Raw genomic sequence first — 1,961 nt, forward strand, 5'->3', positions numbered from 1 at the left:
CTAAGCTGACCTGCAAGTGCGACGGCCTCATCCTTCTCGCTTTGTGGCAGGCTGGGCGAGACAGCGAGCAAAGCGACGACGTTTTCGCTTCCGAGCGCATCCAGCGCTGCCTTCAGCACGAGCGTGCTGTCCACGCCGCCTGAATAGGCGACGGCAACGCGGCCCAAAGGCAGGAGATGAGTTAGCAGCTTGGAGATCATGAATGTGGCATCTCGCCCTTCTGCAGGTGTGGTGCAAGGCTGCGGATCAGTGAAAGGATCATCTTCACCGTGTCCTCGTCGTTGCGGCTGCGTTCACCGCTCTGCTGAGGCGTGAGGTTGTCCGTCACACGCGCCATGACAGAGGGATAGGCCCAGCGGTGGTTGACGTTGCGCAGGACACTGTCGCGCAGGCTGATGAGCTGACGTTCGAGGTTGCTCGGCGTGCTGACATCGGCTCCGACAAACCAGTAAACGTAATGCGCCCGAAGCGGCAGCTTCGATCCATCATTGAGCAGCACTTCACGTTCGATGGCGAGATCGCGCACGTGCAAAAGCTCGCCGGAGAGCAGTTTGATCTCGCGCACGCGAGAGTCGGTGATCGTCCAGCCCTGGCCGTCGAGACAGACTTCGGGACGATGAATGCTGCGGCTGTCATTCCCGGCGATCACGAGCGATGCGTGAGCGAGATCGCGTTTGTCGAGAGGACGACCCGGAGTGCGGTACTCACGTTTGACGATGATCGTGTCGCCGGGCAGCAGGGCCAGCTCCTTTTCACTCGGCGCTTCGCTTTCACCGACGAAACTCCCGGCCACCATCGGCAAATCCGCGCGAATTCCAATTTCATCGCCACCTTTCGGCTGGGGCGAGAACTGGCACAGCAGCATGGTCATGCCACAAAGCGCGAGAAGGATGACGGCGCGGATGATCATGTGACGGACGAGACCACCTGACGTGAAACGATGCGGCTGCGACGGAATCCAAGGCCACCACACAGACGGTTCAGCAGCCAGGAAACCGACTGCAGCAGGAGCAATGCGACAAGAAAGACCACGATGCCGGTTATTTCGTGAAACGCGGATACTTCCTTCTCAGCGTCGCCGATGGCCCACTGCTGACCGAAAATCATGGCCGCGAAGATCAGCACCAGGATTCGCACCATGTTTGCAACGATGGCGATGGGAAGGATCGTGCTGAACAACGCCAGCCTGCGCCACATAACACGCTGGCGGAAGTAGCTGAAAAGCGCGCCAACGACGAACAGTGCGAACAGAGAACGCATACCGGAGCATGGCGCGGCGATGCCCACACTGAACAAATCGCCTGCCTTCCGGCCAAATTCGACGTTCGGCATCGATTGCAAGGCAGTGCCGGACACGAGCGAATCGACGCCGACAGCATTCAGCAAAAAGCCGGTCGTCTTCACCATCATGAGACGCATCTGATAGCCGATGCTCTCCTCGAGAAATGGCAGCGGCCAGAGGAAGCCGAGCATCAGCCAGGCGAAGAGCCGCTTCCTGCCGCGGGCCGTGCCTTCGAGCCACAGGGAGGAGCCGGCGAGCAGCGTCATGACGGCGAGGTAGCCAATGTAAAAGCTGTTGGCGCGATAGCCGACGAAGTAGAGCAGCAGACCGAAAACCACGAACAGAAAGCCCCGGCGCGCGGGGGAGACGGGCAGCCGTGCGACTTCCTCCCGGCGCCGCCATAGAAGATAGCCGACGATGAAGGGAATCAGCGCCCCATGCTGCCAGGTGGGATCCTTCCAGCGCATCATCATTTCCTGCAGCATGGAGCGCTTGAACGCACCGTAGCCTGCGGCGTAAGGCATCCAGGCCACGAGCAGCACCGCCGCGCCGGCAAGGAGAGTCGCGATGAGGATGCGGGACTTCATGAGACAAGCGATTGCACCGAACGGGCATGTGCGGCATGGGTCCGTAACGCATGACGTTGGTGATTTTCAAAGTGAACCAGTTGGGGGACAAC

2 protein-coding genes and 1 pseudogene are annotated in these 1,961 nt (G+C 60.2%); all 3 read right to left on the bottom strand.

Features of this window, described 5'->3' with window-relative positions; genetic code table 11:
• Positions 1 to 200, bottom strand: a pseudogene (locus tag KDL09_RS04670) (TIGR00268 family protein); the annotation flags it as partial.
• A complete protein-coding gene (locus KDL09_RS04675; protein ID WP_294382002.1) occupies positions 197 to 910 on the bottom strand; it encodes an exosortase-associated EpsI family protein in 714 nt (237 codons plus the stop codon). The pseudogene KDL09_RS04670 and the gene KDL09_RS04675, both read right to left, overlap by 4 nt.
• Positions 907 to 1,869 (bottom strand): exosortase/archaeosortase family protein, encoded by a 963-nt coding sequence (locus KDL09_RS04680; protein ID WP_294382006.1) that lies wholly within the window; start codon positions 1,867 to 1,869, stop codon positions 907 to 909. The genes KDL09_RS04675 and KDL09_RS04680 overlap by 4 nt, the downstream gene beginning before the upstream one ends.
• Positions 1,870 to 1,961: the final 92 nt, after the last annotated feature.

The sequence above is a fragment of the Prosthecobacter sp. genome (assembly GCF_020439865.1).
Taxonomy (GTDB): domain Bacteria; phylum Verrucomicrobiota; class Verrucomicrobiia; order Verrucomicrobiales; family Verrucomicrobiaceae; genus Prosthecobacter.

Excerpts from the sequence above, each read along its gene's own strand:
- KDL09_RS04675 (WP_294382002.1), bottom strand. The coding sequence starts at position 910 with ATGATCATCCGCGCCGTCATCCTTCTCGCGCTTTGTGGCATGACCATG.
- KDL09_RS04680 (WP_294382006.1), bottom strand. The coding sequence starts at position 1,869 with ATGAAGTCCCGCATCCTCATCGCGACTCTCCTTGCCGGCGCGGCGGTG.